Origin of the sequence: Pantoea sp. CCBC3-3-1 (assembly GCF_007981265.1) — a bacterium.
Classification (GTDB): domain Bacteria; phylum Pseudomonadota; class Gammaproteobacteria; order Enterobacterales; family Enterobacteriaceae; genus Erwinia.
Genome location: NZ_CP034363.1, coordinates 1,692,179 through 1,707,668, shown reverse-complemented (window position 1 = coordinate 1,707,668; position 15,490 = coordinate 1,692,179). Strand labels below are relative to the sequence as shown.

Here is a 15,490-nt window from a genome sequence, read left to right as displayed (position 1 = left end):
TGCGGGAGCATTTGGACTAGACTTAGCCCATATCCAGGCCGAGCGCCTCCGTCATGAGGAAAGCATCATGAAGCATCAACCGCATGAAATGTTGCCTCAAGGGCATCACGCACCGCTGTTTAAAAGCTTCTTTCAGGGCAGTTTCGCCTGCTCCACCGCCTGCCGTGGCGAAGGTAAACGGGTCGATCTGGTGATTAACAGCGGCCACGATACCCTGCTGGACAAAGACTACGCGCTGTTAGCGACTCATCAGCTGTTAACCGCCCGGGACAGCGCTCGCTGGTATCTGATTGAGCAAAAACCTGGCGAATACGACTGGTCGACATTTTTATCTATGCTGCACGCCGCCGAAAACAATGGTCTGGAGGTCATCTGGGAGCTGGCCCACTTTGGCTGGCCGGCGCAGCTTGATATCTGGCAGCCTGCGTTTGTCGATCGTTTTGCGCATTTCGCCCGGGCGCTGGCAAAACTGATGCGTGATGAGGGCTATTCTGCGCCCTTCTTTACGCCAATGAATCAAATCTCTTTCTGGTCGTGGGCGGGAGCGGAAGTCGCCCTGTTTAATCCCGGCGTTACGGCCCGTGGCCGGGAGTTGAAACTGCAACTGGTCAGGGCCTCGGTCGCCGCAATGCATGCGATACGTGAGGAACTGCCCGGTGCCCGCTTCGTACTGACCGATCCGCTGGTGCATATTGCTGCACCGGACATGATGAAAGAGCATCTGGCTGAAGCCAGCCGCCAGCATGAAGCGCAATATGAAGCCTGGGATATGATTGGCGGCCGTCTGCATCCTGAACTGGGCGGCAACGACAGCCTGCTGGATATTATTGGATTAAATTATTATCCAGATAATCAATGGTATACCAACGGCGACCCGCTGGATGAACAGCAGGCCGAATACCGCCCTCTTGCCAGCCTGCTGCTGGAAGTCTGGCTGCGTTATCAGCGCCCGATGTTGATTGCAGAAACCGGGGCTGAAGGCACGATGCGAGCCCCATGGCTGGGACGCGTAGTTGAACAGGTTAACCAGGCGCGCGCTCAGGGAGCGGATATTCAGGGTATCTCCATTTTCCCCGCCGTTGATTACCCGTCGTGGGCTGACGACCGACGTTTGCCTGGCGGCCTGTTTGGCCTGGCGGATGCCAATGGTAATCGCACTATCAACGAACCCTACGCACTGGAAATTCGCAGCCAGCAAATCAGGATGAAGAATGCGGTTGGGGAGAAGTAAGCGTTTGTGGGATACAGGTTTCGGACCAGTTTTCGGCCGGCGCGCGGCGAACGTCCGACAACCAGGTCAGGGTGAAAAGCACCACCACAGTAATCAGGCCAGCAGCCAGCAACCCAACCAAAGCCAGCAATCTGTCTTCTTTGGTTTCCATACTCGTCTTTCTCCCTTCAGGTGAAAACAGCAAGGCTCGGGACTACTACGTCATCAGTAAAGTAATGATGAGAACAAAGATTATAAGAGTAAAAGAGGTGACTGCAAGCACCACAATGGCGAAATGGGCGTCATCAAGGAGGTAACGTGAATCTTTTGGAATATCGTTTTCAGGACGTTCAGTCATCTTAACCACGGTCTTGCTGGCGAAACGTCCTGTCTTAAACCGCCAGTCTCAATCGGTCAAATCGCAGCGCTAAATCAGGCGCGGCGCAATAAAGCTGAATTCACATCGGGGCTAAGGTAATAAAATATATTTATACTTCGACCGTTCCTTGTCTGCCCGGCTTCCTGCACCTGAAATTCAGGAAAGCGCAATGATAGCACAGGCCCCTCTGAAAATATTGATTCTTATCCAGTTGCGGCAGATTTTTAATAATACTTTCGTCTCATCAAGTCGTCGGCGGAAACAGCCAATAACAGTAAACAATTGATCCCGTCCGGTCTGGACGGGATGCGTTTAAAGATGGCAGAGGTAACGATAGACTTCGGCATCCTGTTCGCCAAGATTAAACCGTTCGCTTAGCGTTTCCTCATGATAAAAAGATTTAAATTCGGCCAGTAAACCCAGTCCATGCAATATCCTGAGCCATCCTTTTGCGCCATAGCATTGCTGTTCGTAGATCTTTTCCCGCAGATTTTTCACATCGGCTCTGAGCAATGAAGCTTGCAGGTTACGGTAGTCGGGATGTGTTTTCGCTGTACCCACCTTTTCAAACAGCAAATTATTAATGTAAAACGAGGCGGTTTTTTCTTTGACCTGAATAAAAATATCGTCGACCTGTTCGATAAAAATGGCATGCATCATGATCGACAGGTAAAGCCTGAAGACAACATTTTCCGCGGCCGGCGTTTTTTTTACCGACAACGTTCCCACCTCAACAACCTTCCTGTTATGCAGATTCAGTGCGGCGATCTCTTGAGCAAAAAGTTTCTCACTGGGCATCGGGTTGTTGGTGCTGGAAAGCAGGCTAACCGTGCCAATGATTTCCTCACCTTTCCGCGCTAAAAACAGCGTGCTTTCTGTATCAATAAGCCCTTCGTTATAGAGAAAAGGCGCTCGGGTTTGCCGGGTTATCCCATTTCTGACGTATTCATCATTCAGCATTTCCATACCCTTGAGGAAATCAACAAATCCCTGTACCGGTGAGACTGTTGTATCCCCGCCAAAAGACCTTACCAAACTGCATATTTTCAAGATCCTCCTGTTCAATAACCCATCAGATACTGCTTTGTCTACGACCGATTTTCTTGTTACAGCCACGTGTTGCTCTCCCAGAGATAAACAAGAAAACATTAAATATAATTAATTATACAAATATTTTACATAAATAAAATTAATATTTATCATGGCGTATAAAATGACATATTGCGACGGCAGTCCCATAAGTCGTATAAAAATAAGGGTTATGCTGCATAAAAAAATGGCAATCAATAATAAATAAATAAAATCCTAATGCTTATCATGGCTTAATGTTAAATAAAATTTACTTTATGATGAGAGTAACCCTGTCATAAGAGCGGTGCGATGAGTGGACAGTGAAACAGTCAGAGATCGGGACAGGGGGAAAACCATTAAGATGTGGCAATGATGAAAAGAGATATTCTAAAAGCAACGGCACGGGAACCCGTGCCGTAAAGTGAGCAGGCATCGTGATAAAGCCTGCCTTAACAGTAAGAATGAGCGATTAAAAATCGTAAGACATTGACAGCTTCAGCTCACGCGGATCGCCCTGATAAATGTAGGTTCCGTAGCTTTCCACGCCTGACCAGTATTTCTTGTTGGTGACGTTTTCCACGCCGAGACGCCAGGTCATGTCGTTTTCCTGTACCTTCGTGCGGTAGCGCAGGCCCAGATCCAGCGTGGTATAACCGTCGAGTTTTTTGGTGTTCGCACTGTCAGCATATTGAGAGCCGGAATGGGTTACGCGGGCCAGTGCGGTTAATCCCTCAACCGGTTTGATGTCATATTCCGCACTCAGCACGGTATAAAAGTTTGCCACGCCGATGGCATTTTTACCGTCGTTGGTGCCGTTAACCGTTTTGGTCATTTTGGGATCCAGCCAGGTCGCGCTGCCGTTCAGCCGCACGCCGTAAACCGGCTCACCGAAGACGTTCAGTTCCACGCCACGGTTACGCTGTTCGCCATACATGCCAAACATACCCGTCTGCTGATCGATAATGCCTGCTGGCTTTTTGATCTCAAACAGCGCCAGCGAGCCGCCAATCCGGCCGGTGTCCAGCTTCATCCCCACTTCGTTTTGCTTCGAGAGCGAAATACCGGTGACTTTACCTACGTTCAGCGCGCCCGTTGAGGCGGTTTCACCCGGTTGCAGCGCTTCAATGTGGTTGGCATACAGGGAAACCGCTTCCCATGGCTTAACGACCAGGCCATAACCCGGCGTCCAGCGCGACTTGGTGAAGCGTGAGTCGGTATCCTCTACCGCCGTGCCGTAAGCGTAGTTACGCACCACCACTTTTTGATGACGCACGCCCGCCGTCAGCAGCACTTTATCATCCAGGAAGCCCAGCGTATCGGCCAGCAACAGGCCTTCCGTACGGATCCGGCTTGTGGGCTTAGGATTGTCAAGATCGCCGCCAAAATAGGTGTTCTCAGGTGCCGCGACAGCAGAAGTGTTGTAAACGTTGGTGCCGGCTGAAGTCAGTGCCATACCGTAAGACGTTTTCTCACGCTTAGTCTGCGCGGCATAACCCACATTCACGCTGTGGCTGACGAAGCCGGTATTGAACTTGCCGCGCACGCCGGTCTGGCCGCTAAATGCATCAACGATTTTGTTAGTATCCATGCGGCCAATCGTTGCGGAGCCGTCTGCACTGGTCAATTTCGGTGACGCATAGGCGCCCATTTCATGAGAGTGCTGTCCGCCCATACCGGCGTAAGCCGTCCAGTTTGGCGCAAAATCGTACTCTGCACGCGCCATACCAAACTCGCTTTCGATATCGCTGTAAACCCAGTTCTGGCTGTAGTTGCTGGTGGCGCGCGGCACTTCAGGAATGAAATCAACGCCGCTGACATTGATCCCCAGGCGCCCACCGTGATAAGCCTGTTTCTGATATCCCAGATCCAGCGAGGTACGCAACTTATCGCCCCGATAATCCAGGCCAAGGGATGCGACCGTTGCGCGACGCTTCTCGTTATCGACGGCGGTTTCGCCTTCACGGTGCAGCACGTTGGCGCGTACGCCCCACTGATTATTGTCACCAAAGCGACGCCCTACATCCAGCGAAGTGCCGACCTGAGAGGCAGACGTGTAATCCACCCCCAGCCGCGTCAGTGGCGTGTCATCCGCATGTTTGGGTTCCAGGTTGATCATGCCGCCAACGCCGCTGGCAGCAGAGCCATTAACCAGCGCATTCGATCCTTTAAACACTTCAACGCGATCCACTATCTGCGTGGAAACGACCTGCCGCGGCATCACGCCCGGCAGGCCGCCGAAGGTCATGTCGTCGCCATCAAGATCGAAACCACGAATACGGTAGGTTTCCGCAAAGTTGCCATAGCCCTGCACGTTCTGAACAGAGGCGTCGTTAGCGACAACCTCTTTCAGGGTGGTGGCCTGCTGATCCTGGATCATTTTTGCGGTGTAGCCGATGACGTTGAACGGCACATTATGCGCGTCCTGCTCGCCAAGCAGCCCCATCCGGCCGCCGTTGGCGATCTGGCCATCCAGATAGGCAGGCACCAGCCGATCGCCGCCCGGCGTGAAATTGTTTTCTGGCGTTGCAACAACCGTCATGGTTTTTTCGCTGGTGCTGGCCTCGGTGGTCGCAGCCAGCGCTGGCGCGGCGGCAGAACTAATCAGCGCGGCAAGCACGGTCATTTTGAAGTGCTGAGGGGTTGAAAGCAGGTGGCTCATTACGTTTCCCTGATAAAAATACAAGTGATAATCATTATTATTCGGATTGCGATTATCGACACGGTAACAGGAATTGCAAGCGCTATATTCGCCCCTTTCGCCGCAGGATAAGCAGGCAGACAAACGCCTCCTGCTACAGGAACAGATAAAAAGATGTGAAAACGTGAACTTAGCGCATCAGGGTTTACTGAGCGCGCCAGCCGCCGCCCAGGGCACGGTAAAGATCGATCTGCGCCAGCAGTAAATTATTTTTTACCTGAACCACATTCAGCTGAGTACTGAACAGGGTTCGCTGGGCGTCCAGTTCATCCAGATAAGACGCATAGCCGTTCTGATAGCGGTTACGTGAGATACGCAATGCTTCGCTGACCACCTGTTCCTGCTGCTGTAGTTCACTCAGCTGCTGCTGGTAGCGCATGATGGCATCCAGATCGTTATTCACTTCACTGAAGGCATTGCGTACCACTTTTTCATAGTTATAGAGCGCCTGGTTGCGCGAGGCCATGGAAACATCGACCTGGGCAGTCAGCGCTTCCCGATTAAGAATGGGCGCTAGCACGCTGCCGCCAATGCTCCATAAGCGAAACGGATTATCCACCAGCTGATGCAGCACGCCGCTTTGTACCGTACCGCTGGCAGTCAGGTTTAATGACGGCAAAAGCTTTGCCCTTGACGCGATCAGCGAGTCATCGGCGGCCAGCAGCAGACGCTCGGCCTGCACGATATCCGGACGACGCTGCAATAGTTCTGAAGGGAGCAGCGCAGGAAGCTGCTGTGGCAGCACATGTTCAAAACGGCTCTGGCGGGCAATTTCTCGTGGATTCATGCCGACCAGAATACTGAGCGCGTTCTCCTGCTGGGCGATCTGATGTTGTAATACCGGGATCTGCGCTTTCGCAGTTTGGTATTCCGATTGGGACTGCACCCATTCCAGTTTGGAGGTATAGCCGGTTTCAAACTGACGCTGAGCAAGCTTGAGTGAGTTTTCCCGGGACGACAGCGTTGCCTCCGTTACCCGCAGCTGTTCATCAAGGGCGATCAAGGTCATATAGCCCGATGCCACCGAACTGGCTATCGTCAGTTCAGCCGCAGACGCGGCCGCCTGCACCGCTGCCAGCGACGCTTGTGCGGCATCAATGCTGCTGCTGCGCGCCCCCCACAGATCGACATCGTAGTTAGCCTGCAACAGGCCCTGGAAAACCGCATATTCATAAGGCTGTCCACTGACCGAGGACAAAGCTCGGGCGTGTGAAGCCGCAACGCCTGCATCAAGCGTCGGGAAGTTATCGCCCTGCGCGGCGCGCAGTTCGGCGCGATACTGATCGACGCGTGAACGCGCGGTCAGGATGTCCAGATTATTGCGTAGCGCCTGCGCAACCAGCTGATTCAGATTTTCATCGCCGAACGCGCGCCACCAGCCGGCTTCTGGCGGGGCTGACGGCCCAACCTGATTACGCCACTGCACCGGCACCGGCAGCGAGCCGGGAGCTTTTTCAACCTGCGTGGAACAACCGGCAGCGCTAAGAACCAGCGCCAGAAACAGGGTCCGGCGCATCATTTTTTCTCCTGACGATCGTCTTTGGCAGAGGTGTCAATATTCACCTCAACGGACATGCCCGGCCGCAAATGTTGAACATTTTCGCTGGTGATATTGATCCGCACTGGAATACGCTGAGCGATCTTCACAAAGTTGCCGGTAGCATTGTCCGGTGAAATAGCGCTAAATTCCGATCCTGCGGCAGGTGAAATATATTCCACGACGCCATGAAACTGCTCATTATCCAGCGCATCAACGGTAAACGTCACCGGCAGGCCCGGCCTGATACGCGCCATCTGCGTTTCTTTCATATTTGCCACAACCCACATCTGCTGCGGTACCAGCGAGGTGAGTCGCGTGCCGGCAGTAACATATGCGCCCTGCCGCACGGCTATTTGCCCCAGCTGGCCGTCGCGCGGCGCAATAATTCGCGTGTTTTGCAGGTCAATCTGCGCCAGTTCCAGCGCGGCCTGCGCGTTGGCGACATCGGCTTCCATCGAAGCACGGTTGACGATGGCAGTTTGTAAATCCTGCCGGGAAACTTCCAGCGTCGCTTTTGCCTGCTGGACATCTGCCAGGGTCTGGCTGTTGCTGGCACGCGAAGCATCCCGCTCACGTACGGACAGCGAGCCGTCAGAAACCAGATTCTCAACTCGCTTCAGATCCAGAGCACTTTTTACCGCCTGGGCCTGTGCGTTTTCCAGCGCGGCCTGGTTCCGTGCAATGACCGCCTGCGCGCTGCGTCGCTGCTGAATATTATTCGCCAGCGCCGCTTTTTTCATCGCCAGCTGTGCCTGTGCCTGATGCACTCGCTGTTTATAAATACGGTCATCAATGGTCATCATCACCTCGCCTTTGCGTACCGGTTGATAATCCAGCACGTTTACCGCAGTAACATAACCGTTAACCTGAGGGCTGATAAAAGTGACCTGACCGCGCACATAGGCATTTTCGGTCGACTGAATTTGGCTGGTGAAGGGCGGCAGCTGCCAGGCAAAAAGAATGATCAATACGCCAACAATCGCAATGCCTGCACCAAAAGCGATGGAAATAATACGTAGCTTGTTGTTTCTTTCCTGGGTTTGAAGCTGGTTCTGTTCCTGCTGACTCATTGTTTCCCCGTACCGATCGGTGTTGTCGGTTGTTGCATTGCCTGTTGTTCTGCCAGCGCTTCACGCTTCGCCTGTTGCCAGTTAAGATAGCGCAGACGCGACAGGCGCCACAGCACCCAGATCAACGTGATAAAGGCCATCCCGGCCGTAAGAAGGTAGGTATCATTATATGCCAGCACGTTGGCCTGTAGCGTAGCGACCGTTTGTAACTGTGAGGTACTTTGCGCGCCAAGCAGGGTGCTGTCGCCAATGAAACTGTTAAACACACTGCTGTATTGTGCCAGCCTTTCCGTGACGTTCGGATCAAGATAAGAGAGCTGGTCGCCCAACAGGCTGGAGTGATATTTTTCCCGCCAGGTCTGGAACGTGCCCAGCAGCGCCGAGCCCATCAGGCCGCCGAGGTTCTGGCTCATGCCAAACAGCACCACCAGGCTTACCAAATTTTTCGGCTGCGTGACAACGCTACCAATGTTCAGCAACAGGGCGGGAGCGATAAAAAAGGTACTGCTGAATCCCAGCAGAAACTGGCTGAAGTACATATTGTTTGCGCGCGTCAGCGGACTGGAATGCGCATCCATTAGCGAAGCAATCATAATCAGCAGGAGCGACATCACTATTGGCCAGCTGAGATGCTTAACATTAATCGTTAAGGCGCTGGTAACAATGCCGGCGATTACGCCCGCCAGGATCGCCAGCGCCAGACCTTGCAGCTGATCGTTAAGTAATCCTACCTGCTGTAAATAACCAATGGCGCCAGTGTTCTGCTCGGCGAGGGTGACTCGCAGCATGATCATCACAATACCTAAGCGGAATATGGCCCCGGTTCGCAGCCAGCGGGTATTGATCAGCGGATTACTGCGGTTATGCTCCACCACTACGGCAGCGATCACCAGCACCAAACCTAAAGCAAGGCAAATCCCGAGCCACGGCGTACTGGTCCACCATTCTATTCGGCCCAGCGACAGCACGCCGCAGAACAGTGCCATGCCGGGTGCCATCAGCATAAACGTCAAAAAATCCTTCTTTTCAAAGACTTTCATGCGATCGCCGGGCGGTAGTTTCAGTATCAGAACCGCACCAAGACAGACCATCGCCAGGCCCAGCTCAAACAGGTAAAGCCCACGCCATTCATCCAGCTGGAGCAGCTCGCTGGAAAACAGCCGCGCCAGCGGAATTGCCAGCTGAGACGCACCCAGTCCAATGGTCAACGCTTTTAAACGATGTTTCGCGGGCCACGCCTGCACCTGATAATAGATGCCGAGCGAACTCAGCGCCGCACCCACCATGCCATGCGCGGCACGAACGATAATGGCCGAGCTAAGATCGTTAACCAGAAGATGAAAAAAAGAGACCAGCGCATAGAGGACGAGGAATGCTTCGGTAAACGCACGCAGCCCAAACTGCTGGCGGAATTTGACCAGCAGCAGGTTAATCGAAATATTACCCATAACGTAAACCGCAGGCAGCCAGGCAATTTCATTGGTATAAGCACCAAATACCCCCTGCAAACTGGTCAGATTAGCCGTTACCAGCGCATTGCTTAAGGCGCCCGTAATTGAGATCAGCAGCCCAATCAGCCCAAAAGCGATGCGTTTGTGGGTGGGATGAAGCGGTGTTGACGGCGAGCCGGGCAGCATCGGCTTTTCGCCTGGCCCCCATTCGCGTGGGACGAAAGGATCGGGACGGTTGCGCGGCACGCTATTTCGCCTCGGTCGCTTTCAGTAGCTTTTGCAGCACTCGCTGAGTTACTGCCAGTTCATCACGGCTAATATTAACCAGCAGTTCGTCACGCAGTTTATCCGACTCTACGGAGAGCTTCTTAAAGAGTTCGATACCCTTCGGCGTAATGAGGAGCAGCCGCTTGCGCCGATCTTCGGCTGGCTGAAAGCGCTCGACCAGCTGCTGTTTAACCAGGCGTTCAATGATTGGCACAACGGTAGCGTCTTCCAGGCCCAGTACCTGAGCGAGCTCTTTTTGATTCATCGGCTCACTTTGCCTTGCCAGCGTCGCCACGGCCATCCAGCTGCTCATACTCAGCCCGTCATCTTTCATACGGCGATCGATGGCCTGACGCCATGCCAACGCCGTCAGATGGAGCAGCCGCGAGAAGTTAAGTTCCTGTGAATTCAAGATTCAAAAGCCTGATAATTAGGTTGCTAATTAATTAGAGTCAGCGAGTATACTGAAGGAGCATAGTCGAAGGGAAGACGATTGCTAAATCCGCGTGACGAATTATGTCTTATTGCAAATTTACTTTATCGTGACGACGTGAGATTAACGTCCAGCCATCAGTAAAGCCATTGAGACAGGAATTTCAGGCACAAAAAAACCGCCCGTGGGCGGTTTCGACGACATTGCACAACGTGCTTGTTTTTATTCGTTTTAATCGGCAGTAAAAATAGGGTGCCCGGGGCGGGACTTGAACCCGCACAGCCATAAGCCGGGAGGTTTTAAAAAAATCAGTTATTCAATATGCAGACTCACTCTTTTACCCGTATTGCCCAGCATGCCAACCAGCGTATCCAGAGTAAATTTATCCGTTTTTTGATTAACTAAGTCCGAAATCCGGGGACGAGAAACATGCAGGATTTTGGCAGCGTCCAACTGTCTGTGACCGTTAGCCTTCATCCATCCGGAGATTACCTCCATAAGCTGTTTTTTCAATTCATCGGCACGGGCAATTTCGGCATTTGATTGCGCCAGAAGACGGGTTGCTTCTTCTGGTTCAAATCCGAGGTCAGCAAAAACGTTACCGCCTGCCCTGGTCACATGAGTTGTTCCGGTCTTCATTTTATCAATCATTGTTTATTCTCCGTTCATGCTCCAAATCTTTGTAGCGCTGCTTGATGGCCGTAACATCCCTGGGACTCGTTTTTTGAGTTTTCTTCTGGAAGCTGTGGAGCACATAAATAGCCTCCTCAAATTTTGCAACGTACATCACACGGTAGATGCCATCTTCGCCCCGAATCCTGATTTCAGTCACGCCCGGCCCCCAGTCAGTGATGATTTTGAAATCACTGGGATCTTGACCTTGCTGTACTTTGTGCAACTCAAAACCCGCCTGCCTGATAACATCCATCGGAAAACGCTTCAAATCAGACAAAGCAGTGCTACGCCACCTGATTTCTTTTTCTGCCATCCGTTAGCTCTCTCTGACCACTCCTGTGTATAAAATTTTATACCTCACTACAGGTGATATCAAGTCCGGTTAGCTTCAACCCAAATAAACCAGTCTGGAGATATGATAGCTGTACGTATGGCCCGCACCAAAAGTGACTTTTTAGTGCAGATAGTTCCTGTGGCAGGTAATGAAAAATAATAGCCAGGCACATACATAAAAATGATGCCAGCGGCATGTCAGGAAGGAATTTCAGGCACAAAAAAACCGCCCGTGGGCGGTTTCGACGACATTGCACAAAGTGCTTGTTTTTATTCGTTTTAATCGGCAGTAAAAATATGGTGCCCGGGGCGGGACTTGAACCCGCACAGCCATAAGCCGAGGGATTTTAAATCCCTTGTGTCTACCGATTTCACCACCCGGGCATGGGTGTAAATTGGAGGCGCGTCCCGGAGTCGAACCGAGGTAGGCGGATTTGCAATCCGCTGCATGGCCACTCTGCCAACGCGCCTTAATTCCGTCTGCATCAGATCATTCTGCTGACTAAATTTGGAGCGGGAAACGAGACTCGAACTCGCGACCCCGACCTTGGCAAGGTCGTGCTCTACCAACTGAGCTATTCCCGCTTTTTCAACTCGCTTCGTTGAAGCTGCTGATTTACTTTATCTTCTGGCAACCCAGCTGCCTTTCGATGCGTTGCATTCTACTGACCTGGAGAAATGAGTCAACACAAATATCCTCACTTTTCGTTTGTTTGCTGCTTTTTGAATCGTATCGATCACCCTTCGAACAGATCGCCCCGCGCAGCGCTCAAATACTGATACATAGACCAGAATGTCAGTACGGCAGCGATGTATAAAGCGACGATGCCGATACCCTGAATGAGGTCATCAGGACGCCACAGCAGAGCAAACAAGGCCAACATTTGGGCCGTTGTTTTCACTTTGCCGATCCAGGAAACCGCCACGCTGCTGCGCTTACCAATTTCAGCCATCCATTCACGCAGCGCCGAAATAATAATTTCACGGGCGATCATCGTTGCCGCAGGTAGCGTAACCCACCAGGAGTGAAAATGTTCTGCCACCAGCACCAGAGCGATTGCGACCATGACTTTATCCGCCACCGGATCGAGGAAAGCCCCAAAGCGGGTCGTTTGCTTCCAGCGGCGCGCCAGATAACCATCGAACCAGTCGGTAATCGCGGCAAAAATGAAAATTAGCGCGCAGGCCAGAGGTGCCCATTGGAATGGCAAATAGAACGCCAGCACAAAGAACGGGATCAAAAAGACACGAAACAGGGTGAGCAACGTCGGAATGTTAAAATGCATAGGTAGGCTAACTGTCTGGGCAGAGTAGAATTTGTCCCTATGTTCCTACAATGCCACGAGGGTTGCAATGCCTAGTGTTTCAGCGAATAAAAGATTTTCTCTGCCAGCAGCCGGGAAATTCCCGGAACTTTAGCGATTTCATCCACGGAAGCGTTCATCAGCGGTTGCAGGCCTCCCATATACTTAAGCAACATCTGACGCCGTTTTGGCCCTATCCCTTCAATCGCCTCCAGCGAACTGGTGTTCTTCACTTTTGCCCGTTTATTACGATGTCCCGTAATTGCATGATTGTGAGAGTCATCACGAATATGCTGAATAACATGCAGCGCAGGCGAATCTGGCGGCAGGGAAAAGCCCTCCCCTTCCGGTTCAAAGAACAGCGTCTCCAGACCGGCTTTACGATCGCTTCCTTTCGCCACGCCCAACAGGATCGGCCGGTCTTTGTCCCAGCTGACCTCAAGTTCAGCGAAAACGTTCTTTGCCTGTGCCAGCTGCCCTTTGCCACCATCAATCAAAATGACGTCCGGGATTTTACCGTCGAGCAGTTCTTTGCCATAGCGACGGCGCAACACCTGATTCATCGCCGCATAATCGTCACCTGGCGTAATGCCGGTGATGTTATAGCGTCGATATTCCGCTCGCAGCGGCCCGTTACTGTCGAAAACGACGCAGGAAGCGACCGTTTGTTCACCCATAGTATGACTGATATCGAAGCATTCCATTCGTTTGATTTCAGGAAGATCCAATACCTCGCTCAGCGCCTGCAAACGCTGATGAATAGTCGATTGCTGCGATAAACGGCTGACCAGCGCCGTGCTGGCATTAGTACGCGCCAGTTTAAGATATCGCGCGCGGTCGCCGCGCGGTTTGCTCTGAATCGTCACGCGACGTCCAGCCAGCCCGGTCAACGATTCGGCCAGCAGATCTTTTTCCGGCAGCGTAAAGTCCAGCAGGATATCGGAGGGCAGCGTACGAGCCTGACTGCCCTGCAGGTAAAACTGCCCAACAAAGGTTTGCACCACTTCAGCCAGCTCGGTGTCGCCCGGCACTTTCGGGAAATAGCTGCGGCTACCTAACACCTTGCCCTGACGGATGAAAAGGACATGCAGACAGGCCATACCGGAATCGAAGGCCACACCGATGACGTCCAGATCATCGCCGTTATTAGAGACAAACTGGCGTTCCGTGACGCGGCGAACCGCCTGCACCTGATCGCGCAGCCGGGCCGCTTCTTCAAATTTCAGCGCCTGACTGGCAGACTCCATGCGCGCAACCAGCTGATTTAGTACCTGATCGTCCTTGCCCGACAAAAACAGACGTACGTACTCAATCTGCTGGGCATACTCCTCTTCACTCACCAGACCCGCAACACACGGCCCCAGGCAGCGGCCAATTTGATATTGCAAACAGGGGCGAGTGCGATTGCGATAGACGCTGTTTTCACACTGGCGCACCGGAAAGATTTTTTGCAGTAGCGACAGCGTTTCCCGCACCGCATAGCCGTTTGGGAACGGGCCAAAATATTCCCCTTTCGCGTGTTTGGCACCACGATGGCTGGCCAGCCGCGGATGCTCATCGGCGCTGAGGAAAATATAAGGATAAGATTTGTCATCACGCAACAGCACGTTGTAACGCGGCTGATAAAGCTTGATGTAGTTATGCTCAAGCAGCAGCGCTTCCGTTTCGGTATGGGTCACCGTCACGTCAATTTGGCGAATGCTGTCGACCAACGCTTCGGTTTTACGGCTGGCCAGATTGCCCCGGAAGTAGCTCGATAAGCGTTTTTTTAAATCTTTGGCTTTACCGACATAGATGACTGTACCGCCAGCATCGTACATGCGATAAACGCCCGGCTGGCTGGTGACAGATTTCAGGAAAGATTTGGCATCAAAAACATCACTCACTACTGATTAACGACTCCGCATTGAACAGGCCATGCCGGATGGCCAGGTGCGTTAATTCCACGTCACCGCTGATGTTGAGCTTGCTGAACATGCGATAACGATAGCTATTAACGGTTTTAGGACTCAGATTAAGCTGTTCGGAAATTTCCGCCACTTTCTGACCTTTAGTGATCATCAGCATAATCTGTAATTCCCGTTCCGACAAACAATCGAAAGGCGAGTCGGTATTTTGCGGCTCAATCTGGCTCAGGGCCATCTGCTGGGCAATATCAGAAGCGATATAGCGCTGGCCAGCGTTGACCTGGCGGATCGCACTGACCACTTCCTGCGGCGCGGCACCTTTGCTCAGATAACCCGAAGCACCCGCCTGCATTACCCGAGTCGGGAGCGGATTTTCCGTGTGAATGGTCAGCATGATAATTTTGATATCAGGGCTGTAACGAACGATTTTACGGGTCGCTTCCAGACCGCCAATGCCGGGCATGTTCATATCCATCAGCACCACATCCACGCTGTTGCTGCGGCACCATTTTACCGCGTCCTCGCCACAGCTGACTTCACCGATAACCTGAAAACCTTTGATGTCTTCCAGTATGCGGCGGATGCCTGCTCGCACCAGTTCGTGGTCATCAACAAGAAGAACGCTAATCAAAAAGGTCTCTCCAAATGAGTAATACCGGGGTCGTTCGGGATGTAATTCTGACCCGCGATCTTACCTCTTTTTACCGGGGGTTAGAACAGAAATAAACAGCGACGCGGACATGAGGCATTCGCGTCCGCCGGTCTCCGTCAGGCCGATATGTGATATACTTGTAACTAAGTTACGTTTTCAGCGCTAAAAATTCAGGTGCTGTTTTGTCGATAAGGACCAAGGAGAAATTATGAGCAATACTGACTTTTCAACCAGCAAAGAGACGCAGACGCTTTCCGAAGAAATGGCTTGTATGAAAGCGCTGGTAACATTTATGTTGAAAGGAATGGGTCAGGCAGACGCCGGGAAAGTCATTATTAACATGGAAAAGTATATTGCCCAGCTGACCGACCAGCAGCAGGCTGACGTGTTCAGCAGCACGATTAGTCAAATCAAGCAGGCTTATCGCCAGTAATTCCTTCTTCTTTGCAACAAGCCCATTGCTTTTTTGTCACCAGTATCACATGGTCATGTTTTTATTC

General features: G+C 52.2%; 14 protein-coding genes and 3 tRNA genes. 2 read left to right on the top strand and 15 right to left on the bottom strand.

Features of this window, described 5'->3' with window-relative positions; translation table 11 throughout:
- The first annotated feature begins 67 nt into the window (after positions 1–67).
- Complete coding sequence (locus EHV07_RS08130; protein WP_147196792.1) at positions 68–1,231, top strand: beta-glucosidase; 1,164 nt, start codon at positions 68–70, stop codon at positions 1,229–1,231.
- Here the strand turns inward: EHV07_RS08130 and EHV07_RS08125 are convergent.
- From EHV07_RS08125 to uvrY, 15 genes are all read right to left on the bottom strand, one after another.
- Positions 1,200–1,382, bottom strand: coding sequence for a hypothetical protein (locus tag EHV07_RS08125; RefSeq protein ID WP_147196790.1), 183 nt, complete (start codon positions 1,380–1,382; stop codon positions 1,200–1,202). The two genes, EHV07_RS08130 and EHV07_RS08125, sit on opposite strands and share 32 nt — an antisense overlap.
- A gap of 519 nt (positions 1,383–1,901) precedes the next feature.
- On the bottom strand, positions 1,902–2,549 hold the full coding sequence (locus EHV07_RS08120; RefSeq protein ID WP_147196788.1) for a hypothetical protein: 648 nt from the start codon (positions 2,547–2,549) through the stop codon (positions 1,902–1,904).
- Between the two features lie 580 nt (positions 2,550–3,129).
- Positions 3,130–5,319 (bottom strand): TonB-dependent siderophore receptor, encoded by a 2,190-nt coding sequence (locus EHV07_RS08115; protein ID WP_147196786.1) that lies wholly within the window; start codon positions 5,317–5,319, stop codon positions 3,130–3,132.
- Between the two features lie 184 nt (positions 5,320–5,503).
- A complete protein-coding gene (locus tag EHV07_RS08110; protein ID WP_147196783.1) occupies positions 5,504–6,877 on the bottom strand; it encodes an efflux transporter outer membrane subunit in 1,374 nt (457 codons plus the stop codon).
- On the bottom strand, positions 6,874–7,968 hold the full coding sequence (locus EHV07_RS08105) for an HlyD family secretion protein (protein ID WP_147196780.1): 1,095 nt from the start codon (positions 7,966–7,968) through the stop codon (positions 6,874–6,876). The genes EHV07_RS08110 and EHV07_RS08105 overlap by 4 nt, the downstream gene beginning before the upstream one ends.
- A complete protein-coding gene (locus EHV07_RS08100) occupies positions 7,965–9,605 on the bottom strand; it encodes an MFS transporter (RefSeq protein WP_174822381.1) in 1,641 nt (546 codons plus the stop codon). Before EHV07_RS08100 ends, EHV07_RS08105 begins: the two co-directional genes overlap by 4 nt.
- Before the next feature lie 61 nt (positions 9,606–9,666).
- Positions 9,667–10,098, bottom strand: a complete 432-nt coding sequence (locus EHV07_RS08095) for a MarR family winged helix-turn-helix transcriptional regulator (RefSeq protein WP_147196776.1) — start codon at positions 10,096–10,098, stop codon at positions 9,667–9,669.
- A gap of 333 nt (positions 10,099–10,431) precedes the next feature.
- Positions 10,432–10,770, bottom strand: a complete 339-nt coding sequence (locus tag EHV07_RS08090) for a helix-turn-helix domain-containing protein (RefSeq protein WP_147196774.1) — start codon at positions 10,768–10,770, stop codon at positions 10,432–10,434.
- Positions 10,763–11,107: a type II toxin-antitoxin system RelE/ParE family toxin gene (locus EHV07_RS08085; RefSeq protein WP_147196772.1), complete on the bottom strand. Its 345-nt coding sequence runs from the start codon at positions 11,105–11,107 to the stop codon at positions 10,763–10,765. Before EHV07_RS08085 ends, EHV07_RS08090 begins: the two co-directional genes overlap by 8 nt.
- 318 nt (positions 11,108–11,425) lie before the next feature.
- Positions 11,426–11,511, bottom strand: a tRNA-Leu gene (locus EHV07_RS08080).
- Between the two features lie 12 nt (positions 11,512–11,523).
- Positions 11,524–11,597: transfer RNA gene (locus EHV07_RS08075), tRNA-Cys, on the bottom strand.
- A gap of 39 nt (positions 11,598–11,636) precedes the next feature.
- Positions 11,637–11,712, bottom strand: a tRNA-Gly gene (locus EHV07_RS08070).
- A gap of 152 nt (positions 11,713–11,864) precedes the next feature.
- Positions 11,865–12,413 (bottom strand): CDP-diacylglycerol--glycerol-3-phosphate 3-phosphatidyltransferase, encoded by a 549-nt coding sequence (gene pgsA / locus EHV07_RS08065; RefSeq protein ID WP_147196770.1) that lies wholly within the window; start codon positions 12,411–12,413, stop codon positions 11,865–11,867.
- Positions 12,414–12,484: 71 nt separating this feature from the next.
- Positions 12,485–14,317 (bottom strand): excinuclease ABC subunit UvrC, encoded by a 1,833-nt coding sequence (gene uvrC, locus EHV07_RS08060; protein ID WP_147196768.1) that lies wholly within the window; start codon positions 14,315–14,317, stop codon positions 12,485–12,487.
- Positions 14,310–14,969 carry a UvrY/SirA/GacA family response regulator transcription factor gene (gene uvrY, locus EHV07_RS08055; protein WP_147196766.1) on the bottom strand — a complete coding sequence of 220 codons (660 nt, stop codon included), beginning with the start codon at positions 14,967–14,969 and terminating at the stop codon, positions 14,310–14,312. The genes uvrC and uvrY overlap by 8 nt, the downstream gene beginning before the upstream one ends.
- A 229-nt stretch (positions 14,970–15,198) precedes the next feature.
- Here uvrY and EHV07_RS08050 point away from each other — a divergent pair, with 229 nt between their 5' ends.
- On the top strand, positions 15,199–15,423 hold the full coding sequence (locus EHV07_RS08050; RefSeq protein ID WP_147196764.1) for a DUF2594 family protein: 225 nt from the start codon (positions 15,199–15,201) through the stop codon (positions 15,421–15,423).
- The last annotated feature ends 67 nt before the right edge of the window (positions 15,424–15,490 follow it).

What these genes read in the sequence shown, in the direction of transcription:
- EHV07_RS08120 (WP_147196788.1), bottom strand. Translation starts at nt 2,549, where the DNA reads ATGCTGAATGATGAATACGTCAGAAATGGGATAACCCGGCAAACCCGA.
- EHV07_RS08105 (WP_147196780.1), bottom strand. Translation starts at nt 7,968, where the DNA reads ATGAGTCAGCAGGAACAGAACCAGCTTCAAACCCAGGAAAGAAACAAC.
- pgsA (WP_147196770.1), bottom strand. Translation starts at nt 12,413, where the DNA reads ATGCATTTTAACATTCCGACGTTGCTCACCCTGTTTCGTGTCTTTTTG.
- EHV07_RS08090 (WP_147196774.1), bottom strand. Translation starts at nt 10,770, where the DNA reads ATGATTGATAAAATGAAGACCGGAACAACTCATGTGACCAGGGCAGGC.
- EHV07_RS08130 (WP_147196792.1), top strand. Translation starts at nt 68, where the DNA reads ATGAAGCATCAACCGCATGAAATGTTGCCTCAAGGGCATCACGCACCG.
- EHV07_RS08110 (WP_147196783.1), bottom strand. Translation starts at nt 6,877, where the DNA reads ATGATGCGCCGGACCCTGTTTCTGGCGCTGGTTCTTAGCGCTGCCGGT.
- EHV07_RS08125 (WP_147196790.1), bottom strand. Translation starts at nt 1,382, where the DNA reads ATGGAAACCAAAGAAGACAGATTGCTGGCTTTGGTTGGGTTGCTGGCT.
- EHV07_RS08115 (WP_147196786.1), bottom strand. Translation starts at nt 5,319, where the DNA reads ATGAGCCACCTGCTTTCAACCCCTCAGCACTTCAAAATGACCGTGCTT.
- EHV07_RS08050 (WP_147196764.1), top strand. Translation starts at nt 15,199, where the DNA reads ATGAGCAATACTGACTTTTCAACCAGCAAAGAGACGCAGACGCTTTCC.
- EHV07_RS08085 (WP_147196772.1), bottom strand. Translation starts at nt 11,107, where the DNA reads ATGGCAGAAAAAGAAATCAGGTGGCGTAGCACTGCTTTGTCTGATTTG.
- EHV07_RS08100 (WP_174822381.1), bottom strand. Translation starts at nt 9,605, where the DNA reads ATGCTGCCCGGCTCGCCGTCAACACCGCTTCATCCCACCCACAAACGC.